Origin of the sequence: Clostridium porci (assembly GCF_009696375.1) — a bacterium.
Taxonomy (GTDB): Bacteria; Bacillota; Clostridia; order Lachnospirales; family Lachnospiraceae; genus Enterocloster; species Enterocloster porci.
In genome coordinates this window covers 22,276-40,885 of the sequence record NZ_VUMD01000023.1, presented here as the reverse complement: position 1 = coordinate 40,885, position 18,610 = coordinate 22,276, and the positions used below count along the sequence as shown (strand labels likewise).

10 protein-coding genes and 4 tRNA genes are annotated in these 18,610 nt (G+C 47.9%); 1 reads left to right on the top strand and 13 read right to left on the bottom strand.

Features of this window, described 5'->3' with window-relative positions; all coding sequences use genetic code 11:
• Window positions 1-186 precede the first annotated feature (186 nt).
• The 4 genes from FYJ39_RS18145 to FYJ39_RS18130 form a co-directional block, all read right to left on the bottom strand.
• On the bottom strand, window positions 187-1,245 hold the full coding sequence (locus tag FYJ39_RS18145; protein ID WP_154473812.1) for an aldose epimerase family protein: 1,059 nt from the start codon (window positions 1,243-1,245) through the stop codon (window positions 187-189).
• Between the two features lie 99 nt (window positions 1,246-1,344).
• On the bottom strand, window positions 1,345-2,430 hold the full coding sequence (gene asd / locus FYJ39_RS18140; RefSeq protein WP_154473811.1) for an aspartate-semialdehyde dehydrogenase: 1,086 nt from the start codon (window positions 2,428-2,430) through the stop codon (window positions 1,345-1,347).
• Window positions 2,431-2,610: 180 nt separating this feature from the next.
• Window positions 2,611-4,845 carry a DNA gyrase/topoisomerase IV subunit A gene (locus FYJ39_RS18135; protein ID WP_154473810.1) on the bottom strand — a complete coding sequence of 745 codons (2,235 nt, stop codon included), beginning with the start codon at window positions 4,843-4,845 and terminating at the stop codon, window positions 2,611-2,613.
• A gap of 79 nt (window positions 4,846-4,924) precedes the next feature.
• Window positions 4,925-6,844 carry a DNA gyrase/topoisomerase IV subunit B gene (locus FYJ39_RS18130; protein WP_154473809.1) on the bottom strand — a complete coding sequence of 640 codons (1,920 nt, stop codon included), beginning with the start codon at window positions 6,842-6,844 and terminating at the stop codon, window positions 4,925-4,927.
• Window positions 6,845-7,013: 169 nt separating this feature from the next.
• On the opposite strand from FYJ39_RS18130, the gene FYJ39_RS18125 reads away from it, so the two are divergent.
• Window positions 7,014-7,084: transfer RNA gene (locus FYJ39_RS18125), tRNA-Gly, on the top strand.
• Window positions 7,085-7,280: 196 nt separating this feature from the next.
• On the opposite strand, the gene FYJ39_RS18120 is transcribed toward FYJ39_RS18125, so the two are convergent.
• From FYJ39_RS18120 to FYJ39_RS18080, 9 genes are all read right to left on the bottom strand, one after another.
• Window positions 7,281-8,597, bottom strand: coding sequence for an AI-2E family transporter (locus FYJ39_RS18120; RefSeq protein WP_154473808.1), 1,317 nt, complete (start codon window positions 8,595-8,597; stop codon window positions 7,281-7,283).
• Window positions 8,598-8,933: 336 nt separating this feature from the next.
• Window positions 8,934-9,006, bottom strand: a tRNA-Thr gene (locus FYJ39_RS18115).
• Window positions 9,007-9,083: 77 nt separating this feature from the next.
• A tRNA-Glu gene (locus FYJ39_RS18110) sits at window positions 9,084-9,155 on the bottom strand.
• Between the two features lie 12 nt (window positions 9,156-9,167).
• A tRNA-Pro gene (locus FYJ39_RS18105) sits at window positions 9,168-9,241 on the bottom strand.
• Window positions 9,242-9,364: 123 nt separating this feature from the next.
• Window positions 9,365-9,559 carry a heavy-metal-associated domain-containing protein gene (locus FYJ39_RS18100; RefSeq protein WP_154473807.1) on the bottom strand — a complete coding sequence of 65 codons (195 nt, stop codon included), beginning with the start codon at window positions 9,557-9,559 and terminating at the stop codon, window positions 9,365-9,367.
• A 77-nt stretch (window positions 9,560-9,636) separates the two neighbouring features.
• Window positions 9,637-9,942: a metal-sensing transcriptional repressor gene (locus tag FYJ39_RS18095; protein WP_154473806.1), complete on the bottom strand. Its 306-nt coding sequence runs from the start codon at window positions 9,940-9,942 to the stop codon at window positions 9,637-9,639.
• A 24-nt stretch (window positions 9,943-9,966) separates the two neighbouring features.
• Complete coding sequence (locus FYJ39_RS18090) at window positions 9,967-12,303, bottom strand: heavy metal translocating P-type ATPase (protein ID WP_154473805.1); 2,337 nt, start codon at window positions 12,301-12,303, stop codon at window positions 9,967-9,969.
• Between the two features lie 141 nt (window positions 12,304-12,444).
• The gene (locus FYJ39_RS18085; RefSeq protein ID WP_154473804.1) at window positions 12,445-13,815 is read right to left on the bottom strand and encodes a sodium-dependent transporter; all 1,371 of its coding nucleotides are present in this window, start codon (window positions 13,813-13,815) and stop codon (window positions 12,445-12,447) included.
• A 133-nt stretch (window positions 13,816-13,948) separates the two neighbouring features.
• On the bottom strand, window positions 13,949-18,571 hold the full coding sequence (locus tag FYJ39_RS18080) for a PolC-type DNA polymerase III (RefSeq protein WP_154473803.1): 4,623 nt from the start codon (window positions 18,569-18,571) through the stop codon (window positions 13,949-13,951).
• Between the last annotated feature and the right edge of the window lie 39 nt (window positions 18,572-18,610).

Here is an 18,610-nt window from a genome sequence, read left to right as displayed (position 1 = left end):
GTTTTTTACTGTAAGCTGAAGCAATACTAACTCACCTGCATAGCAGGTGGTTTATTCGTTTTCCAAAGTTCCGTTTTTCGGATCAGCGAAAAACTCCACATTGGTAAACAGGGCTTTGCCCTAACAAAAAGAAGGAAAACCGGCAGAGCCTACCCTCCTGCCGTTTTTCCCTCCTGTCCCTTGCTTTTAAGCTGTCAGAAATTTGTAAATGGTAGTTGTCTGGTACGTTTCTCCCGCCTTCAGTATAGGCGAGGGAAAGCTAGGTTTATGTACCGCATCTGGGTAATACTGAGTCTCAAAGCAAAATCCATGGCGGCGGTCATAGTGGGCTCCTCCCTTTCCAGGCATCTCATCTGTAAGAAAATTAGCTGTATAAAACTGCACACCTGGAAGATCTGTATATACCTCCATCATGCGGCCACTGACTGGATCCATCGCTTTCGCTGCCAAAGCCAGCTCCCCTTTCCTGTGATCCAGAACCCAGTTGTGGTCATAGCCCTTTCCCAAAATAAGAGCCTTAAACTCGTTCCCAATATCTCTTCCAATAGGCTTCATGACTGTAAAGTCCATTGGAGTACCCACAACAGGAGCAAGCTCACCGGTTGGAATCGAATCCTCGTCTGCAGGGGTGTAGTACCTGGCGTTTATCCATACCTCCTGCTTCAAAATATCGCCGCTGTCATGGCCTGCCAGGTTAAAATAGCTGTGATTCGTGAAATTAGCAATGGTATCTGCGTCACATACCATATGATAGTCCAGAACCAGGCTGTTTTCATCTGTCAGAGTATAGCTTACCGTAATATTTGCGGTTCCAGGATATCCCTGATCCCCGTCCGGGCTTTCCAGCATAAAATCCAGCCGGCTTTCCCCCTCTTTCTCAGATGCCTGGCACTCCCACACCCTGTCATGATACAGGGCCGGGCCGCTATGAAGGTTGTTGGGGCCGTTGTTGGCCGCCAGCCTGTAATCCCTTCCGTTAATAGTGAGCGACGCACCGCCGATCCGATTGGCATTGCGGCCTATAGGGGCTCCGAAATGGGGCGGATTCTTCCGATAGCTGTCCAGGTCATCGTACCCCAGCACAACATCCCCCAGACTGCCCTTTCTGTCCGGCGCCATCATGGAAACCCACACGCCTCCCAATGTGAGAAATGAGGCGGATACACCGCTTTTGTTATTCAGTATGTACTTGTAAACCTCTGTTCCATCCGGCATTGTCCCGAATCGTTCCCTTAATACCCCCATAGCTCTGCTCCTTTCTGCCGCTTAAAGCTGATTCCTGCATTTGCAGGTTCCGGCTTCTTTATTAATAGACTCCGTCAGCCTGCTCCCTTTTCCTTTATCCTATTTAGCCTGAATATACCCCTTCGCCGTCAGCAGCTCCGCGCACAAAACCGCTCCTCCGGCTGCGCCTCGAACTGTATTATGGGACAGGCCCACAAACTTATAGTCATATACCGTATCCTCTCTCAAACGGCCGATTGAGATGCCCATTCCATGTTCAAAATCTACGTCTGCTGTTACCTGAGGGCGGTTATCCTCCTCCAGATACTGGATGAACTGCTTTGGCGCGCTTGGAAGCCTTAACTCCTGGGGTGCTCCTTTATACTCAACCAGCTTTCTGATAAGCGTTTCCTTTTCCACCTTCTTCCTGAACTTTACAAAGGCGGCAGCCGTATGGCCGTTCAACACAGGAACACGTATGCACTGGCAGATGATAACGGGGCTTTTAGCCTTTACGATCACGCCCCCTTCAATGGTGCCCCAAAGGCGCAGCGGCTCCTGCTCGCTCTTTTCTTCCTCCCCTCCGATATAAGGAATAATATTGCCCTCCATCTCCGGCCAGTCCTTAAAGGTCTTTCCAGCGCCGGAAATAGCCTGATAGGTTGTTGCCACCACCTCATAGGGCTCAAATTCCTTCCATGCGGTCAGAGCCGGCGCATAGCTTTGAATCGAGCAATTCGGCTTAACTGCAATAAAGCCCCTTTTAGTTCCCAAACGCTTTCTCTGGAAGGGAATCACCTCAAAATGCTCTGGGTTGATCTCCGGCACTACCATAGGAACATCCGGAGTCCAGCGGTGAGCGCTGTTATTGGAGACAACAGGAGTCTCAGTCTTTGCATACGCTTCCTCAATAGCCTTAATCTCATCCTTTGTCATATCCACTGCGCTGAATACGAAATCCACGCTGGCAGCCACTGCCTCCACCTCATTTACATTCATCACAACCAGCTTTTTAACAGATTCTGGCATAGGAGAGGTCATTTTCCAGCGGTCTCCTACTGCCTCCTCATAGGTTTTTCCCGATGAGCGGGGACTGGCAGCTACCGTTGCCACCTCATACCAGGGGTGATTTTCCAGCAGGGAAATAAACCTCTGCCCAACCATACCTGTTGCGCCTAATATTCCGACCTTCAATTTCTTTTCCATCGTTCGTTCTCCTCATTGTCCTTTTTCTTCCTCCTGCGGGGGGAATCTTTCCTTATCCTATACCAAAATCCAAAAAAATGCAACAAGAAATTCGCCTTTAGCGCACATTTGTATTTTCTGAACGGACATATCCAGTTTTTTGTATGTGGAAGCTGCTGGAGTCAGCCACTGCATTACCTTTTACAGCCGCACCTTGCTCCCCTTCCCATCTCTCCTGGAAAGCTTCAGACGATTCAGATGAACCTCCTTCCCTTTGTAATCAATCGTGAGGTACTCTCCCAGCAGATACAATTTCTCCAACTCCTCATTCTTAGCCAGCTTAATTCCTCTGACACCTTTGGAAGCCTTCTTCATTACAGAGATCTCCTCCAGCATAAACCGCAGGAATATTCCTCCTGTAGTCTGCAACACTGCTTCCCTCTGCCCCTCTACAGGAATCACAGCCACCAGCTCATCTCCCTCCTGGAGCTTGGTCGCAGCTACCATCCGGTTGTTGGTCTCAAATTCCCCGGCTGGAACCTGCTTCACCATAGCCATTCTGGTAGCAAACACAAGCACCTTCCCCTTCATATTCTCTGCGCTGGTAAGATGAAGAATGGTATCCCGTGTTCCGTCAAATTTGCTCAGATTTTCAATGGGAGTGCCCTTACCCTTAAGCTTCCCTGCCGGCACGTCCAGAACCTTGATCTGATACAGGCTCCCCTTAGCGGTAAAAAAGCAAATTTTATCTGTATTCAGACATCTTATCACATGAATCTGCTCCTTATCCACCGTCTCCTGATTCCGCTCGTAGGTTCCCCTATCCAGGCATTTGCAGTAGCCGAATTTATCCAGCACAAACACTACCTCCTGAACCTCTACTGCTGATTCATCATACACAGCTTCAGCTCCGTCTTCGATCAGCGTCCTGCGGGAAACAGAAAATTCCTTTTTGATAGCTTCCAGATCCTCCTTTATCACCCGGTTCATCTCCGCCCGGCTGCCCAATATCTGGCGATACTCTTCAATTTTCCTCAAGGTTTCCTTATGCTCCTTTTCCAGAGCCAGAATCTCCAGACCAATTAATTTGTACAGACGCATTTCCAGAATAGCAGAGGCCTGCCGCTCTGTAAAACGCAGCTTTCTGGCATCTTCCTCAAATCCAGGCATCTTAAACCGGATATTGGACACATCACCGGCCATCAGGCAGGCCTTTGCGTCTTTTAAACTCCTGGAGCCCCTTAAAACGGCAATAATCAGGTCAATACAGTCGCAGGCCTTTATAAGCCCCTCCTGAACCTCCTTCTTATCCGTCTCCTTTTGCAAAAGCACGCTGTATTTGCGCTCCGTATTTTGATACTGAAAATCCAAGAAATTCTTAAGAATTCCCTGAAGCCCCAAGGTCTCAGGACGACCGTCTACAATAGCCAGCATATTGACACCAAGAGTATCCTCCAGCTTGGTTTTTTTATATAAAATATTTTTGATCCGATCAATATCCGCATCCTTGCGCAGCTCCAGCACAATTCGGATTCCCTCTTTATTGGACTGGTTGGAAATGTCCACCACATCAGCCAGCTTCTTACTCTCCACCAGCTCCGCCACATCCACCAGAAACTTATTGATACCTGCTCCTATCATCGTATAAGGAATCTCAGAGACAATCAGCTTATCCTTATCCGCCTTCCGCTTCCCAAGCTCCACCTCAAGCTTTCCTCTCAGCTTCAGCTTTCCAACGCCCGTCTCATAAATTCCCAAAAGCTCGCTCTTATTGGCAATAATTCCCCCTGTGGGAAAATCCGGCCCTGGCATGTACTCCATCAACTGCTTAACAGATGCCTGAGGATTATCAATATAGGCCCTGACCACGTCAACCACCTCCCCAAGATTATGAGGCGGAATACTGGTGCTCATGCCTACCGCAATGCCTTCAGAGCCGTTAATCAACAAATTCGGCACCCTGACAGGAAGCACCTCCGGCTCCTTCTCAGTCTCATCATAATTAGGGATAAAATTCACTGTCTTATCCAGATCCTTCAGATATACCTCCTGAGCAAACTTCTCCAAACGGGCCTCCGTATACCGCATAGCGGCAGCTCCGTCTCCCTCAATGGAGCCAAAATTTCCATGCCCATCCACCAGAGCCATTCCCTTTTTAAACTCCTGGCTCATGACAACCAGAGTTTCATAGATGGAGCTGTCTCCATGAGGATGGTATTTACCCATGGTATCTCCCACAATGCGCGCCGACTTTCTATGGGGCTTATCGTGATCTAAGCGCAGCTCGCTCATATCATAGAGGACCCGGCGCTGCACCGGCTTTAAGCCATCCCTTGCGTCAGGAATGGCTCTTGCGGTGATCACACTCATGGAATAGTTCATGTAGCTGCGCTGCATCTCCTCACTGTATTCCGTTCTTATTATCTTTTCTTCCATACGATTTCACTACTCCTGTTATTCTCACAGAGACATCCACCCCAGTTCCGTCTGACCTGGGCGGCTTCCGGGTATTTAGTTAAGCGTCGATCTGCGCCTCGCCTGCGTGCTCATGGATAAATGCCCGTCTGGGAGCCACTTCACTTCCCATTAACAGCTCAGTTATCTCCGAGGCCATTCTGGCGTCCTCAATTTCCACCCGCTTCAGTACCCGGCGCTCCGGGTCCAGAGTCGTTTCCCACAGCTGCTCCGCATCCATTTCACCCAGTCCCTTATACCGCTGGAGCGTAAAAGCTCCCGCATGGGTTTTGCGGTAACGTTCCAGCTCCTTCTCATCATACAGGTACTGCTCCGCCCCCCTTCTGGGAATCACCTTAAATAGGGGGGGCATAGCGATATACACATGTCCATTATAAATAAGCTCCGGCATAAACCGGTACAAAAATGTCAGGAGAAGGGTGTCAATATGGCTTCCATCCACATCGGCATCCGTCATCAGTATAATCTTGTTATACCGCAGCCTTGTAAGGTCAAAATCATTGCCGTAGCCTTCAGAGAAGCCGCAGCCAAAGGCATTAATCATGGTTCGAATCTCTGCATTGGACAGAACCTTGTCCATAGAGGCCTTCTCTACATTAAGAATCTTGCCCCGGATAGGCAGAATAGCCTGATACTTTCGGTTTCTGGCTGTTTTTGCGGAACCCCCCGCAGAATCTCCCTCTACAATAAATATCTCGCATTTTTCAGCGTCCCGGCTTTCACAGTTAGCCAGCTTTCCGTTGCTGTCAAATGAGAAACGAGATTTGGTAAGCATGTTGGTCTTGGCCTTTTCCTCCGCCCTGCGAATCCTGGCCGACTTCTCGGCGCAGCCAATGATTCCCTTAAGCGCCTCAACATTTCGGTCAAAATAAAGCTGAAGCTCGTCGCCCGTCACTGTGAATACAGCTTTTGTGGCATCAGCGCTGGCAAGCTTTGTCTTAGTCTGACCCTCGAAAATCGGGTCGGGATGCTTGATGGCTATAACAGCCGTCATACCGCTTCGGGTGTCTGCGCCTGTAAAATTAGCGTCCTTTTCCTTCAGGATTCCCAACTCTCTTGCGTAAGTGTTGATTAAAGCGGTGAATTTTGTCTTAAAGCCAGCCAGGTGGGTGCCGCCCTCCTGAGTAAAAATATTATTGCAGAAGCCCAGAATATTTTCCTCAAAGGTATCTACAAACTGAATGGCAGCCTCCACCTCCACCTTATCCATCGTACCCTTAAAATAAACCGGCTCATGAACAGCGCTCTTACCTGCGTTCAGCTGCTTTACATAGGCAATAATTCCCTCCGGCTCATGGAAGGTAAGATTCTCCTCCTCTCCCGGCCGCTTGTTCTCATAGAACAGCGAAAGCTGAGGATTCAGATAGGCGGTCTCATGGAGACGGCTCTTTAACCACTCCGCCTTAAACCGCGTTTTCTCAAAAATGTCACCGTCAGGCAGGAAATTAATTCTGGTTCCTGTCTCCCTGGTCTTTCCAATCACGGGAAGAAGTCCATTCTCAAGGCTGACAACAGGCCTTCCACGTTCATATTCATCGTGATAGATGCATCCCTCCCGGTACACCTTCACATCCATATGGGCCGATAGGGCATTAACTACGGAGGAGCCCACACCGTGAAGTCCTCCGCTGGTTTTATACGCATCGTTATCAAATTTTCCGCCTGCATGGAGGGTTGAGAGTACAATTCTGGCTGCGGAAATGCCCTTTTTGTGCATACCCACCGGAATCCCCCGGCCATTGTCCCTAACAGTGCAGGAGCCATCCGCCTCCAATGTCACCCAAACGCTGTTGCAATAGCCTGCCAGATGCTCATCCACTGCATTGTCTACAATTTCATAGATCAGATGGTTTAACCCCTTCGAGCCCACACCTCCTATATACATACCCGGACGCTTACGCACTGCTTCCAATCCCTCCAGCACAGTAATACTGTCCGCATTATATTGTTCCCTTGCCATCTCAATCCTCCATATCCAGCGTGTACATGCGTACGTGCTTCATCTTATAGTATTAAAACATATTTAGTTTATTTTGGCAAGTTGTGCTCTGAGAAAAAATAAACGCTCAATAAATTTTCCAAATCTGCTTGATTAATTTAAAAAATATGTTATAATACAAAAGTACGCCGCAGATGTAGTTCATTGGTAGAATATCAGCTTCCCAAGCTGAGGAGGCGGGTTCGATTCCCGTCATCTGCTTTTAAAAAACGAGGTATGAGACGTTGCTTGTCTCATACCTCATTTTTTGCCCGTATCTACCGTTCCCTCTCCAGTATTTTCCCTTCGTACCCTTAACTCCGTTTTTCCAAGTCTTCCTCCATCACGCCAGAGCGATAGACCTTCAGCCGCATTTCCAAATTCTCTATGCTTAGTTCTCAGTTGACGCCCTACATTTTTATTCCCTGTCAGCTTCTGTCCTTCCATTCTGCTGGCCATCTTCAGCAGAAGCTTCCCTCAGCAGCTCCTCTTTACAGCCGCTTTTATCAACATAGGTGCCTTTCTCCTCATCAATATATCTAAGACTTAAGTAATCACCTGTTCTTACAGACAAATTCTTTTTTGCCAGAGACTTGCTTACATAGAGAGAAATAAACCGGTAAATCACCGCAAACAAAGGCACAGCTATGATCATTCCAACGAATCCAAATAACCCTCCGAACAGCAATATGGAAAACAGAACCCAGAAACTTGGAAGCCCGGTAGAATCTCCCAGTATCTTCGGCCCCAATATATTGCCGTCAAACTGCTGCAATACCAATATGAAAATAAGAAAGTAAAGGCATTTAACGGGGCTGACCAGAAGAATTAAAAACGCACTGGGTATCGCTCCTATAAAGGGCCCGAAAAATGGGATCACATTGGTTACACCTACAATCACACTTACCAGGAGAATATAGGGCATATTCAAAAATTGCAGGGCAAAAAAGCACATAATGCCGATAATAAGGGAATCCAGGAGTTTTCCTGTTATAAAGCCGCCAAATACCTTGTGGGTTAAGCGAACCTCGCTGATCATCCGATTGGCGCTTTTTAAGTTTAACAGACTATAAACAATCTTTTTGGCCTGAGCAGACAAGGTATCCTTAATATTCAGGAAATATACCATGACAATGATGCCGATCAGAATATTTTTCAGTACGGTAACAACATTAAATAAACCAGTGGACACCTCACTGATAATTTTAGATATATTAGGTACCAGGTCAATGGTCAGCCAGTTCTGAAACTCGGTAACTAACTGCTCATAGACAGGCATTACATACTGTTCAAGCGTGGAATTTTCCTCGAATATCCGCTCCACCCACAGATTCAGATTATTAATACTTTCCCCCATAGTTGCCTGAAGCCCCATAATACTGTTATAAATTTCGGGCAGAATCATGCGGCAGAGGCCCGCCACAATGGCAAAAAGCACAATGAGGCTCACTAGAGTGCCTACGGCTTTTCCGATTCGATTTACTATATTCTTGCTTTTGATAATCTGAGCCAGCCTGCGTTCTGCGAATGCTCTCGTCTTATTATAGACAGGCAGCATCAGGTAAGCCAATACTGCTCCATATATGACTGGCATAAGAATTTCCACTACCTTCTCCACTGCCCCGGCGACCAGATCAAAGCGGGACAGGAAAAAGCCAAAAGCAACGCTGCAGGCAATCACAGCCAGAGCTGTGATTCCCCAGTAAATATAATTCTTAAATCTCACTCGTCTCATCTATTTTTCTCCCATAGTAGGATTATTCCGTTTATTTAGAAACGTATTCTTCTTGCAGAGCTTTTGCTTGCGCAATTTAGTATAGCATATCCGGTTCTTTACAGCAATTAGGATTTTATCCGGCAGGCAAGGTTTGCCTATATTTTAACAGTTTTTTAATACCGGAGAAGAAACGTTTTATCAAGTATTTTTATAGAATAAAACATTTTGAGCGATTGCACAAAGTATTTTCGCAGCCGAACGGGTGAAGAAATGCGCATAAGCAACGCACTATTTCCAAAAAAGGATTGACAAATGCAAAAAAACAGACCACCAAAACTGATGGTCTATTTTGCAAGCTCCTGACCGGACTCGAACCGGTGACCCCTTCATTACGAGTGAAGTGCACTACCAACTGTGCTACAGAAGCATATAAAATATTGGCATCTGAATCCTGATATCTTCCTGAAAAATAAGGCTGCTGCCTGAGCAACAGCCTTATCATCATGACCTGACCGGGAATCGAACCCGGGTTTACGCCGTGAGAGGGCGTCGTCTTAGCCGCTTGACCATCAGGCCTTAACAAATACATCGAGGCGACGTGATTCGAACACGCGGCCTCTGCGTCCCGAACGCAGCGCTCTACCAAACTGAGCCACGCCTCGATACCTTTGGTAGTATAATACAAACGCCCAGGAATGTCAACCATAAATTGTCAAAATTTTTTAAATAATTTTAACAATAAACAGGGCTGTTTCAGAATCACTTTTAAATCAACCGATTCCGCCTTATGCCTCTACCGCTGAAAATCCCAGATCCTCCAAAATCTCCAGGGCCTTAGCCTCACAGCTGGCACTGCCCTCAATCGTTACAGTCTTTGCAGACAGGTCAACGATATTCTGAATACCAGCTGCATCCAGAGCTTTCTTTATTCTGTTTACACAACCTTCGCACATGATTTCCCCGCATTTAAATATTTTCATCTTTTTTATATTCCTTTCCCTTCGCTTATGAAAAGTTTATACTCCCTTTCATCCTCAATTCGAGAATTTTTCTTAGGCTACCTCATCAGCTTCTGAAGCAGCCTGCACAGCTCCTCCACCGTAGCATCACTGTCCCCCGATTTGATATCATCCACCACACAGCTCTTGATATGATGCTCCAGCAGCACCTTGCTAAAGCTGTTAAGGGCTGCCTGAACGGCTGCTACCTGGATAAGAATATCCACGCAGTAGCGTTCATTCTCCACCATCGCCTTGATTCCCCGGATCTGTCCTTCTATACGGTTTAAACGGTTCATCATCCCCCGTTCCTCCGGCGCCTCCCGATGCTTGCGGCGGCAGACGCAGCGTTCCTTCTGTTCCATCTTTTATCTCCTTATTCTCTGATTCTACAGCTTTACATTCTTAAGCCGCAGGGCATTTCCCACTACGCATACAGAACTTAGAGACATTGCAAAGCCTCCCAGCATAGGACTTAGCAGCGGCCCTCCCAGCAGATACAGTACACCGGCTGCCACCGGGATTCCCAAGGAATTGTAAAAAAAAGCCCAGAACAAATTCTGCTTAATATTGCGGATGGTAGCCTTGCTCAGCTTAATAGCCCGGTACGCATCCATTAGATCGGATTTCATCAACACCACATCTCCTGCCTCCAGGGCAATATCGCTGCCATTTCCAATGGCACAACCTATGTCAGCCTGAACCAAAGCAGGAGCGTCATTAATGCCGTCTCCTACCATCATAACGGTTTTTCCCTCTTTCTGCAACCCTTTTACAACCTCAGCCTTATCCTCCGGCAGAACCTCTGCCACCACTTGATCCACATGAGCCAGCTTTCCAATATATTCTGCTGCCTTTTGATTGTCCCCTGTCACCATATAAACCTGAATCCCTAGGCTCTTAATTTTCTTCACAGCCTCCACGCTGGTATCCTTAATGGTATCCGCCACACACACCAAACCCGCCAGACGTCCGTCAATCACGACATACATAGGTGTCTTTCCTGAATTTGCATACTCAGCCGCTGTTCTTGTAGTTTCCTGAGAAACCGGCACCTTCAAATGCTCCAAAAGCCGGCGATTGCCTACCGCTACCTTCCTCCCCTTCCAGGTGGTAGCAATCCCCGCGCCTGTAATGCTTTCAAATGCCTCCGGCATCACAAGCTCCATCTTCTTTTCTCTGGCAGCCTCCACAATCGCCTGTCCCATAGGATGCTCCGACAGCTGCTCGCAGGAGGCGGCAATCCAGAGCAGCTGCTCCTTCTGCTCCCTGTCCGAAATAGTCTTAGACTTCTGCCCTTCTCCCGGAGCATCTGATTTTTCCAGCTTCCATACTTGCTCTGCCACTGAACCGCAGATCAGACTTACGTCTGTTACCTTCGGCTTTCCTTCCGTGATAGTGCCTGTCTTATCCAATATCACCGCATCTACCTTGTGGCAGATTTCCAAGGCCTCTCCGCTTTTAATGAGAATACCGTGACCTGCACCCACGCCTGTACCCACCATAATGGCGGTGGGTGTAGCCAGACCCAGAGCACAAGGGCAGGCAATGACGAGCACTGCCACAAAAATAGTCAGCACAAAGGCCAGATCCTTTCCTCCCAGTATCCACCACAGCAGTGCGGCAGCCAGAGCGATTCCCATGACGGCAGGAACAAAATATCCTGCGACCCGATCGGCCAGCTTGGAGATAGGAGCTTTCTTTCCCTGCGCCTCCTCAATCAATCTGATAATCCTGGATAGGGTTGTATCACTGCCTACATGGGTCACCTCCACCTCCATGGCCCCATTGTAATTCATGCTTCCTCCAATGACTCTGTCCCTCTCCTGCTTTTCTACAGGAATACTCTCCCCTGTCAGCATAGATTCATCCACGCTGCTTGTTCCCTTTACCACCACGCCATCCAGTGGTATCCTGCTTCCCGGCTTAATCAGAATGTGCTGTCCAACTGTCACAAGGGCTGCCTCTACCTCCCGCTCTGTTCCGTTTTCATACAAAAGCGCTGTGTCGGGAGCCAGCTTCATCAGCTTGCGTATAGCCTCCGAGGTCTTTCCCTTGCTGCGGCTCTCCAAAAGCTTTCCAAACATCACCAGAGTTATTACTACAGCAGCCGATTCATAGTAAAGCTGATGGGCCTTCATAGGATTTGCGGGAATCCCGGCCGTCATCACAAGACTGTAGATAAAAGCGCTTCCTGTACCGATTGCTACCAAAGAATCCATGTTCGGGTTCCCCTTCAGAAGGGAGCGTATGCCTGCCACATAAAACCTCCTGCCGCAAATCAGTATGGGAATCGTAAGAATCAGCTGGGCCAGAGCAAAATTCAGGGGAGCCTTATCCATCTCCATAAAAGCAGGCAGAGGCAGCGGAAAGGACAGCATATGCCCCATTGAAATATATAGAAGAGGCACTGCAAAGCAAATAGCTGCTATCACCTGGCGCCTGGCTGTATGAAGCTCCTTCTCCTGCTGCCTCCAATCTTCTTCCTCTGCCTTTTTTCCCTGGCTTGACTCCTCAATCGGACTGGCAGAAAATCCCGCCTTTGAAATCCGTTGGCATATAAGCTCAGGCGTCACCTGAGCTTCATCATAGGTAATGACCATCCGGTTGGTGGTCAGATTTACATCACTACTCTTTACTCCTGCCAGCTTTCTGGTTACTCGCTCCACCGCGCTGCTGCACGCGGCGCAGGACATTCCATCTATATGATACTGTTCTGTACGCATATCACAGGCTCCTTTCGCTATACCCCCATAGGGTATATTTTAATTATATGGCATGGGTCTGCTTCTGTCAATACCTTATTACCCGAAATTAATATACCCGAAAATGAAAAATATTTTCAGAAAGGCTCAACAATATACGTTCTATTTTATAAATTTCGCCACATACCCCTGCATAAAGATAAGCAGCACAAACACCGGAAGCACGTAGCTTACATAAATTCTGGCCCACCGGGGGAATCTGATGCCTTCCCCTTCATTGGCTTCAGCCAGAAATCTTTGAAAGCCCCATCCGTAACGGCTGGTACAAAAGAGCAGATATACCATGCTTCCAATTGGAAGAAGGTTGTTGCTCAGGATAAAATCCTCTAAATCCATCACTGTACTGCCCGCCCCCAGAGGCATAAAGCCGCTCCAGAGATTAAAGCCCAAAACACATGGAATGGATAAAAGAATAACTGCAATTATATTATAAACCACTGCTTTTCTAAGGCTGCATCCTGTCAAATCCACAGCAAAGGCTATAATATTCTGAAATACCGCAATAATAGTGGAAAATGCAGCAAAGGACATAAACATAAAAAACAGGATTCCCCAGATTCTTCCTCCCGCCATATGGTTGAATACATTCGGAAGGGTAATGAATATAAGGGAAGGGCCCGCTGTCGGTTCTATGTCGTAGGCAAAGCAGGCCGGAAAGATAATCAGGCCAGACATAAAAGCAACCAGGGTATCCAAAAGCGTAACACTGATCGCCTCGCCTGTGAGCCTGCGCTCCCTTCCAATATAGCTTCCAAAGATTGCCAAAGCGCCAATCCCGATGCTCAGGGTAAAAAAGGATTGTCCCAAAGCAGCAAAGATCACGTCACCAATGCCTGCCTCCCACATCTTACTGAAATCTGGTCTCAGGTAAAATTCCAATCCAGGCGCTCCGCCTTCCAGAATTATAGAGTGGACAGCCAGAACAACCATCAGAATCAGCAGGCATACCATCATCACCTTTGTAATGCGCTCCACACCCCTTTGGAGGCCCATAGCACAGACCCCAAAGCACAAAATCACCACTGCCGCCATGAAAAGCCCCATTTGCGCTGGATTTCCCAAAATAGCGGCAAACACTCCCGATACAGCCTCTGTTCCCATGCCTGTAAAATCACCCTTAAGCATCTTAAAAAAATACAGGAGCATCCAGCCTCCGACTGTAGTATAAAACATCATAAGCAGGTAATTTCCTGCTATCGCAACATATTTGTTCAGATGCCACCTGGTTCCCTCAGGCTCCAGCACATCAAAGGACAGGGCTGCACTCTTCCTGCTGGCCCTTCCTACCGCAAATTCCATAATCACAATAGGAAGTCCCAATACCAGCAGAAACACCAGATAAACCAGCACAAAGGCCGCTCCTCCGTATTCTCCAACAATATAAGGAAACCTCCACACATTCCCCAATCCAATGGCACATCCTGCTGAAATAAGAATAAAGCCAAGCCTGGAAGAAAATTTTTCACGCTCCATGGTATCTATCCCCCAATTATCATCCTTTCGCCTTAAATGCCGCCGTATCCTCTACAGCCTCATTCAGAAAAAGTCCTCTTTTTCAGAGGACTCTCACTATACTAACATATTCTTAAAAAAATAGCAACGTCTGTTACTGCAAATCAAACAATGACAGCTGATTGGATCTTGGCAGATCCTTTAACAGCCCCAAATCAGACATAAGGCCGCATATGGTACCGTTTATCTTTGTTCGGTTGCTGAAATCCTCAATGGACAAAAAATTTCCATCCTTCACCGCATCCACTACAGCCTCCGCAGCCTTCTCTCCCAGTCCATCCAGGCTGTTCAGAGAAGGCATCAGCTTTCCGTCTATAATCTGAAACTCTCTGGCTTTGGCCCTGTAGATATCCAGGGGGAGAAATTCAAAGCCCCTGGCATACATTTCCTGCACAATTCTCATATCCCGCATGGTATCCTGCTCCTTCTTTGACAGGGTATCAGCTCTTTTTTTATAATCAGCCAGATAATATTCAAGCTTATCACGGCCCTGACACATAATCTCATAAGAAAACGCGCTGGCCCGAATGCTGAAAAAGGCGGCATAGTAGGCCAGTGGATAAAAGATCTTGCAATAGGCAATTCTCCAGGCCATCATAACATAGGCGGCAGCATGGGCTTTGGGAAACATGTATTTAATCTTCTTGCAGGACCAGATATACCAGTCTGGCACACCATGGGCCTTCATTTCCCTTTCCCACTCTTCCTTCAGCCCCTTTCCTTTGCGGACGCTCTCCATAATGGTAAAGGAAAGCCCTTCCTCCAGCCCCTGGGCAATCAGGTACACCATGATATCATCTCGGGTACAGATAGCCGTCTGAATGGTAGCCTTTCCCTCCTGAATCAGAGTCTGTGCGTTTCCAAGCCATACATCCGTACCATGGGCCAGGCCTGCAATCCGCACCAAATCCGAAAAGTATTTTGGCTTAGTATCAAGAAGCATCTGCATGGCAAAATCGGTTCCGAACTCAGGTACACCCAGAGCTCCCAGAGGGCAGCCGCCGATGTCATCAGGCGTAATGCCAAGGGCCTCAGTGCTTTGAAACAAGCTCATAACCTCACGGCTGTCCAGAGGAATGTCCTTTACAGGATCCAGCCCCGTCAGATCCTGGAGCATACGTATCATGGTGGGATCATCGTGCCCCAGAATATCCAGCTTTAGCAGATTGTGATCGATGGAGTGATAATCAAAGTGGGTGGTTATGGTGGAGGTGGTCATATCGTTGGCAGGATGCTGTACCGGAGTAAAGGAATAAATTTCCTCTCCAATGGGAAGCACAATGATGCCTCCGGGATGCTGCCCTGTGGTTCTGCGCACGCCCACACAGCCCTGGACGATCCGGTTAATCTCACAATTCCGCTTTCTGGTTCCCTTTTCCTCATAATATTTTTTCACATAGCCAAAGGCTGTTTTATCTGCCAGGGTACCGATGGTGCCGGCACGATAGGTCTGGCCCTTTCCAAAGATAACCTCCGTATAATCGTGGGCCTTGCTTTGATACTCCCCTGAAAAGTTCAGGTCAATATCCGGCTCCTTGTCTCCCTTAAATCCAAGGAAGGTTTCAAATGGAATGTCAAAGCCGTCTTTTTCCAGGGGAGTCCCGCACACCGGGCATGCCTTATCCGGCATATCACAGCCTGCCATACCTGAAAACTTCTTTACTTCCTCGGAATCAAAGTCATAATATCTGCACTTCGGACAGTGGTAGTGGGGGCTTAAGGGATTCACCTCTGTAATCCCCGACATGGTTGCCACAAAGGAGGACCCTACAGAGCCACGGGAGCCTACCAGATAACCGTCCTCATTGGATTTCCAAACCAACTTCTGAGCAATGATATACATAACAGCAAAGCCATTGGTAATAATGGAATGAAGCTCCTTTTCCAGGCGATCCACCACAATCCTGGGCAAATCCTGACCGTACATCTCATGGGCCCTGTCGTAGCATATCTTCGTCAAGGTCTTATCGGAATCCTCAATCACAGGAGGGCACTTATCCGGCCTTACCGGAACAATCCGCTCGCACATATCGGAAACCTTTCTGGTATTTGTCACCACCACCTCATATGCCTTGTCAGGTCCCAGATATTCAAACTCCTTTAGCATCTCATCTGTAGTGCGCAGATACAGTGGCGCCTGATCATCTGAATCCTTAAAGCCCTGGCCCGCCATAATAATTCTGCGGTATACCTCATCCTGAGGATCCAGAAAATGCACGTCACAGGTAGCGCAGACCAGCTTGTTAAACCGCTCTCCCAACTCCACAATCCGTTTATTCAGCTCAATCAGATCAGCCTCTGTCTTAACCGTGCTCTTCTCATCCCTGAGCATAAAGCTATTATTTCCCAGAGGCTGGATTTCCAGATAATCATAAAAATGAACCAGCCTGGCAAGCTCCGCGTCCGGAACCCCTCTCAGAAGGGCCTGGTAAAGCTCCCCAGCCTCACAAGCAGAGCCAATAATGAGACCTTCCCTGTATTGCTCCAGCAGGCTCTTTGGAATACGGGGCCTTCTGGAATAGTAGGTAAGATGGGACCAGCTGACCAGACGGTACAAATTAATACGCCCTATATCATTTTTAGCCAGAATAATCACATGGTTGGCCGGCATTTTCATGATTGTAGCCGTATCCACAGCGCTCAGAGCATTAAGCTGATCCAGATTCTCCACGTCCCGCTCCCTCAGCAGCTTTACAAAAGCGGCAAATATCTCTGCAGTAGCCTCCGCGTCATCTACTGCCCTGTGATGATTTTCCAGAGAAATGTTTAATGCCTTGGCTACCGTATCCAGCTTAAAGCGGTTTAAGTTTGGAAGCAGCAGCCTTGCCAAGGTCACTGTATCCAGAACCGTAGGAGCAAAAAAAATCCCCTGCTCTTCCGCAAAATGACTGATAAATCCCACATCAAAGCTTGCATTATGGGCTACCAGAACCCCATCCCCCACAAACTCCAGAAATTGTGGCAAAATCACCTCAATTTTGGGATGAGGAAGCACCATTGCATCGTTAATTCCCGTCAGCTTTTCGATGTCGAAGGGAATCGGCTCGTCAGGATTTACAAAGGCGGAGAAGCGATCCGTAATCCTTCCATCCTTCACCTTCACAGCTCCGATTTCAATGATTTTGTTCTTCTTTGGGCTAAAGCCTGTGGTTTCAATATCAAACACCACAAAGGTGTCTTTAAAGCTCTGGCCTCCAGAGTTTTCTACCAGCTGCTTCGTGTCGTCTACCAGATACCCCTCAACTCCATAAATGATTTTAAAGGGATCTCCTTTATCCAAGGCATGGTTGGCATCTGGAAAGGCTTGGACACAGCCATGATCCGTCACAGCTACAGCCGGCATCCCCCACTGCTTGGCTCTCCTGATAATATCCTTTACCTCGGAAACCCCGTCCATATCGCTCATTTTGGTATGGCAGTGAAGCTCCACTCTCTTTTCCAGACTGGTGTCTGAGCGTTTACTGGTAAAATCCTCGCATTTCTTAATCCCCATAACGGACCCCAGGGTCAGCTCTCCATCGAACTTATCTATGGTAGTCACGCCCTTCACCTTTATGAACATACCCGTGTTAATCAGAGCCCTTACCTCCTGGAACAGCTCTGGCCGTATAAACATCTTTACTGTAATGGTATCAGTAAAATCACTGATATCAAAGGTCAGGATAAATTTACCGCTTCGCAGCTCCCGGTTTTCACAGGCCAATATCCGGCCTCTGATAGTAACCTCTCCAATCTCCCCTTCGATCTTCTCGATCTCCATTGGCTCGTCCTCAAAATCCCTGCCATAGAGCACATCTGGGTTGCTGGATCGCTTTATCGTATACTTCTTATCCTCACCCCTATCCCTGTCTTTACCCCAGCCCTTTCTCCCCTTATTAAGCCGGGCTTCCTTCCTGAAGGTTTGGGAGTCTCCGGTTCCGGCTGCTCCCTCTGCTGCCCTTACCAAAGCCTGAGCTTCCTTTCCCTCCTCCACGGATTGAGCCTGAACCATAAGCATATCCCAGGGAGCCGGCTCAGCAATGGCAGAATCTCCTGCGCCGGCTTCCATAAATCCATCTACGGCTCCGTCCTCCGTCCGTCTGCCTCCGTCTGCTCCTTCCAGGCCCTCATCAGCCCCTATAGCTTCCAGCTCTCTCCTGTGGTTCTGCCAATAGATAGCCTGGGCCTCCCGTTCTATCTTAAGCTCCAGCTGCCGTCTGCGTTCATTGTCCCTGGAAGGCACAAAGGTAAAGCGCACCTCTACAGGAAGGCCGCAGCGCTCTCCAAATACCTTTTCCAACACTCGCTTAAGCTCGCCTGTCCTGTCCTTGTTGACCATGGTGTCCTCTACCGACAGAACCATCACATCCTCTTGGGCGAATGTGATCTCTGCCTTGCGAAACATGCTGAATTCAATCATACTGTAATTTTTCAGCTCCAGAAGAAGGCTTTCCCTGTACACGCCAAGAAGCTTCTGTGGAGTGTACTGATCCGACAGTCTGTATTTCTCCTGGATTTTGATGGCTACCAGCTTATCTGGAAACAGCTGATCCTTAATACCCCGTTCCAGGTCATAGATATTCTGTTTATGTATTAATCTGGGACTTTTTATATAAATGCGGATAGAGCTTTTATCCCTGGTAGCGGTAACCTTTTCTACCTGTACCAGACCTAAAAGCTCTCTTAAGGGTTCCGCTATATTCAGTGTTGGAAATACCTCCAGAAAATTCTTTACCATATAGCCTGCTTCTTTCTCTCGTAAGCTGAAATTTGACTG